Origin of the sequence: Erythrobacter tepidarius (genome assembly GCF_002155695.1) — a bacterium.
GTDB lineage: Bacteria > Pseudomonadota > Alphaproteobacteria > Sphingomonadales > Sphingomonadaceae > Erythrobacter > Erythrobacter tepidarius.
In genome coordinates this window covers 1-5339 of record NZ_MUYJ01000026.1, presented here as the reverse complement: position 1 = coordinate 5339, position 5339 = coordinate 1, and the positions used below count along the sequence as shown (strand labels likewise).

3 protein-coding genes are annotated in these 5339 nt (G+C 58.3%); 1 reads left to right on the top strand and 2 read right to left on the bottom strand.

Features of this window, described 5'->3' with window-relative positions; all coding sequences use genetic code 11:
• Both BZF61_RS15415 and BZF61_RS15410 read right to left on the bottom strand, forming a co-directional pair.
• The coding region (locus tag BZF61_RS15415; RefSeq protein ID WP_086620182.1) for a DEAD/DEAH box helicase family protein at nucleotides 1-2741 on the bottom strand (2741 nt) is incomplete at its 3' end.
• Between the two features lie 3 nt (nucleotides 2742-2744).
• Entirely contained in the window at nucleotides 2745-4520 is a 1776-nt protein-coding gene (locus BZF61_RS15410) for a DNA methyltransferase (protein ID WP_158094114.1), read from the bottom strand.
• 67 nt (nucleotides 4521-4587) lie between these two features.
• Between BZF61_RS15410 and BZF61_RS15405 the strand changes: the two genes are divergently transcribed.
• Nucleotides 4588-5339: IS5 family transposase (locus tag BZF61_RS15405; protein ID WP_086616887.1), on the top strand; the 752-nt coding region annotated here is incomplete at its 3' end.

Sequence of the window (5339 nt, the reverse complement as noted above, 5' to 3'; positions counted from 1 at the left end):
AGATGCGTGCCAAACAGGCAGCCCTTCAAGTCGCCAGCACGCAAAACGCCGGCTTTTCGAGTGGCTATCTCGTTGGCGAGGTTCTGGATGTCGTTGATGAGCGCGGTTTCGCTGGCATCGACGATCAGCTGGTACTCGTCAGCTTCAGGCAGGCTTCCGTCACCGGCTTCGATTTCACGGAGCTCAAGACGTGGCTCGATAAAGGCCGCCTTGCAGTAGTTGTAGTATTCTTCCGAGAATCTCTGCAGGAGTTCCGCCGCCATCTCCTGCCAAAGCGCAACGTTCCCAAAATCCGAGAACTCCATCTTCCCCGAAGGCACGACGACCTTGTACCAGGTCCGGTCAGTGAGCAGCGTCCTGATCATGGACTTGGAAATGTTGAGATTGTGCCAGGTGCGCTCACGCTTGAATTTCTCAAGCCGGAAGAAAAGGTCATCGTAGTCTAGGAAGTCCAGGTGACCATCCTCGAAAACGGTCTCCTCCTTGGTGCCCAGCTTGGTGCCCTTCTTGGACTCTAGAGACTGGATACGAGGATACCAATCTATCGCGACGCCCTTTTGACGTATCTTTTCTGGAACCAAGGTCAGTGCCGGCACAGCGCCGTCCCTCTTGAAATCGTACTCGCGACCGTCACCGCGCTTCTTTCGGGGGCGCAGCACCTTGAGACGCCGCCCGAAGTCGTAGGTGACCGTCAGCGGAACTGTGAAGACCTGCTTCTGATCGTTGCGGGGCAGCTCTTCTTCTTCGAGGAACTTCCGGAACCGCTCCATGAAGTCAGCCTCGATCCCGAAGACATTCAGGGTCTCGACGTACTGTATGAGTTCCGGTTGATGGGTGGGGGTGGCGAAGCCGCTGCGCTGGAGCGACCAGTCATACCCCTTTAGCCGGACGCCGCGCCCGAAAAGCTGGATAATCTGCGCACCTTCGCTCTTGCCGACATGCATCAGACCGAGGGTGCTGACGCGCCAGCAATCCCAGCCCTCGACAAAGCGCTTGGAACCGATGAGCAGATTGACCGGGGAACTGGACAGGTTGATTTGCCCGAACATCGTCTCGGCAAACTCGGATTCCAGGACCGCGACGTTGTCGAACTCCTGCTCAGCAATATGGGTCGCCAAGCCAGATGCGTCGCCGACGTTGATGAGCCCGAACGGCTTCTCCGCCTGTCCGACGCGTAGCATGATCTCGTTCTCGTCGCCCTTGATCCGGGCAATCGACAACTCACCACCGGCCCGGTTCTGAAAGAGCTTTTCGAGGATGTCGCGGAACAGGTCGCCGGGCTTCCAGCCCTCCCGAAGCATGAGCTGTTGAAGGTAGACGAACCCCCCGGCGAAGATGTCGCCGCCGTTCTCGTCGAGGAGACCGGTCTCCTGAGCGTTGCCGGTAAGGATCCGCTCGATCTCGGCGGCCGACGTACCCTCGCTCTTCAGGAACTTCGCGATGAAGGCGAGGATCTTGCCTACGTCAGAAACTGTGGCCTTCTCGGCCTTGGATCCGGTGGCCTTGGTCACGCTGGAACCGACGAAAACCCAGAGAGGCTTTTCGATGTTGTAAGGGGAATAGAGTGTCTGCTTGTCCTCGTAGAGCTTCAATTGCTGATAGAAGCTCAGAAGACATGCGGTCAGGTACGAGAACTCAAGCTGGGAGAAGGTCCGCGGAAGGTTGAAGATGCGGTAGTCCTTGCCGTAGCCGTCCTCGTAAAAGTACCGATACGAATAGTCGAACAGGATCGTCTTCGCGTAGGACGCCTCGATTTCCGGGCGCTTCGCTGCAGTAACGGCCTCTTTCAACGTCGCCGAGTACTCGAAGACGAAACCCTTCTCCGATAGGCGGGCGCGGCTTCGGAACCAGCCGTGCTCTTCCTGGCTTCCCATGCCGCGATGGGCTTCGTCGACAAGCAGCAGGTTCTGGTCGCCCAGATTGCGCGTCGCGATGACGTTGGGTCCGTCAGTGTCACCGAGCTTGGTCACCTCGGTGAAGTCCACCTGGCGCAGCCCGTTCTTGCCCGAGGACAGCAGGTCGCCGCTGTCGGTCAGCAGGCGCGACGCGACGATGTTGCTGCCCTTCATTTCCCGCGCGTGCTGCAGGGAAAGCTGCTCGTTCGGCGTGATCAGCACCGTCCGCGTCAGGTCGTGCTTGAGTGGCGACTTCGAGGCGTAGTGCCGGAATTGCAGGAAGTTGACGTGCATGAGCAACGTCTTTCCCGAGCCGGTGGCGTTCTGCAGGCAGAGCTTGTTCAGGTCGTCGAGCTCGTAGGGCGTGATCCCCGTCTCGTAGCCCGCATCGGTCCAGTACTTGTCGAATTCATCGACATAGGCGTTCAGCGAATCCAGCAGCGCCGCGCGGTCAGCGAAGAACCGGTCGAGATAGATCTCGGCGAACAGCAGCGAGAGCCACTGGTAGTACTTCCAGACGATCGGCCGGTCACGCTTCTCGTTGATCGCCAGCGTGTGGCTGACGATGTTGTGCTCGTAGCGCAGCAGGTCGGCCCGCGTGATCTCGGCACCCGCCTGCAGGTGGACGTCCAGCGCCTTGTAGAAGTGGTGCAGGTTCTCGGCCGTCATGCCCTCCGGCGCGTCCTTCACCGTCTTGGCCAGAGCCTGGACCGGCCGAAGCGTGCGCTTGCCGTCCTTGTGGTCCTTCAGCGGATCGAAGCCGAACAGGCTGACGATCCACTGGTTGAGCACCAGCTTGTGGCCGAAGGGGAGCGGCTTGATCTTGGATTTGGGCTTTCTCGCCATCGCTCAGCCCTCCACGTCCCACATCGCCTGATGGAAGGCTTCCTCGATCAGGCGCACCTTCCAGGTCTCTTCGGCTTGGCGGAGATTGGGCAGGTTGTTGGAGCCGTTCACGTAGATCACGTCGAACTCGGTGTCCTGCGCGGAAAGGCGGTACTTCCGGAACCACTCGTCCAGCATTAGGTTGTCCTGCTCGAGATCGCCGGTCAGCTTGCGCCAGACGACCAGTACCTTCTCCCGGTCGTTGTGATCGCCGGGGGTGCGCAGGGTATAGCCCTCGACCTTGCGGAAGCGCCAGGCGCCGTCATCCGTCTCCTTCAGCGTGCCATCGAGCATCAGCCGAGTGTTCGTGTCGTCCGGCAGCTCGGGATCGACCTCGCGCTTGAAGGCGGCGTCATAGCCGCGCCAGCGGTCCAGATGCTCCACATGTAGGCCGATCAGCCAGTTGAACGTCTCGACCAGGTCAACGACCTTCTCAACATACTCGTCCGTACCGGGCTTCTTGATTTTCAGCTTGTAGGCGGTGGGGTCGTCGAACCATTCGATGTTGAGAAGCGACGGGCTGCCCTTGGTTTCGAAATCAAGCCAGTAGCGGAGCATGTAGTCGCGTGCGAAGTCGGCATCCGCACCCTTAGGTAATTGCGAATGCGCCAGCGCGAGATTGTTGAGGGCATCTTCGTAGGTTTCGAGCCGAATATACTTGATTTGCTGGCTGATTCCATCCCGGGTGATAGGCTTGCCATCTTTCCAGGCCGACGAATAAACAGCCTTGATGGTCCGAGGTAGGGTCGCTCGATCAAAGTAGTCACCCATCTCAATTATCGTATACTTCCAGTTTACATCTTTGTGACGACGTCGAACTTCTATCACAGCATGCGCAGTTGTTCCGGACCCTCCAAAATAGTCCAAGACGTGAGCATCTCTCCGCCCATAGGTCTGCATCCACAGGCCATCAATCATCGTATACAGTGACTTCGGGTAATCGAATTCGCTCCCGAGTCCCATTGCATTCAGTAGATTTGTTCCATTTACACCCGCATTATAGCGCTTGTCCGTCCAGTTACTAAAAAGCGTCTGCCGTTTTCCATTGTGGTCAATTGCCTGATAAACCGTGCCAGAGTCTGAGGCAAAGAGCTCACCATTTTTGGCTCGCACCTTCCCTGTTTCGTAGCTGGAGCGCCAAACGCGTTCTTCGCCCCGTGAGTTGATCGGATAGATTCTGATTAGGCCGGCTTCTGTAGTGCCCGTTGGGTATGCCTCTCCAAGTGGCACTGGCGGTTCAGCGTCGATGATGTTTCCAGTCTTTGGGTCGCGCAATAACGCATAGAAGCTCTTCCAGCGGCCATATCGGAAATTGTTTTCCGCTGAGCCACTCCGCATGAAGCTCCTATCCTCGTTGTCATCGTCTTTTGGCTCTCCAAGGTATTGCGGAGCCGTCGGAGGCGATGCCAAGAGGTAATATTCATGAGTTCGCGACAGCCGACCGCCTGAGCCTTGCGGGTGATGGTTCACAACGACAGTCGAATGCTCGAGCGTTGGCAGTTCCGTCCTGAGCATGGCAGCTAGGCGCACGTGCTCATAATCATCAATTGCCGCACCGAAAGAGAAAGTATCCGCCCATAGCGATGGAATAATCTCTAGTCCATTCTTAATGAGGCTTAGCCAAGACGCATGCTTGAAGTCATTCTTATAGGCGATTTCTGAATGTACTGTATTATAGGGAGGGTCGATATAAACCGCATGTATGGAGTTGCGCTGCTTCTCCGAAAGCAACCTGGACACCTCGAAAAACCCTCGCCTTTGATGCGCTGATCTGATTCACTCTGCGCTGCGATGAGCGGAGGCGATGATGGTTGGTCAGCCGGGTTTCTTTGATTTGTCGGATCGGTATGCGGCGTTGAGCGCGGCGGGCGATCCGCTGGAGCGGTTGGCGGGGGTGGTGGATTTTGAAGTGTTCCGCGGGCCGCTGATCGTGGCGCTGAGGCGGAGCGATCGTGGCAAAGGCGGCCGGCCGCCGTTCGATCCGGTGATGATGTTCAAGATCCTGGTGCTGCAGGCGCTCTACTCGCTCTCGGACGAGGCGGCAGAGTTCCAGATCAAGGACCGGCTCTCGTTCCAGCGGTTCCTGGGGTTAGGGCTCGATGGCAAGGTGCCTGATGCCACCACGGTGTGGCTGTTTCGTGAGCAGCTTGTGAAGGCCAAGGCGATCGACAAGCTCTTTGCGCGCTTCGATGCCGTGCTGACCGATCGCGGCTATCTGGCGATGGGCGGGCAGATCATCGATGCGACCGTGGTGCCGGCGCCCAGGCAGCGCAATAGCGATGAGGAAAAGGCCGCGATAAAGGAGGGCAAGATCCCGGAGCGCTGGAAGGAGAAGCCCGCCAGGATCCGCCAGAAGGACCGCGATGCGCGCTGGACGGTCAAATACTCCAAGGCGAAGGTGAAGGAGGGTGCTGATCCTGCGGCGTTCAAGCCGGTCGATCTTGCCATCCCGATGTTCGGCTACAAGAACCACATCGGCATCGACCGGGCGCATGGGCTGATCAGGACCTGGGATGCCAGCGCGGCCAACGCCCATGACGGGGCGCGGCTGCCAGACCT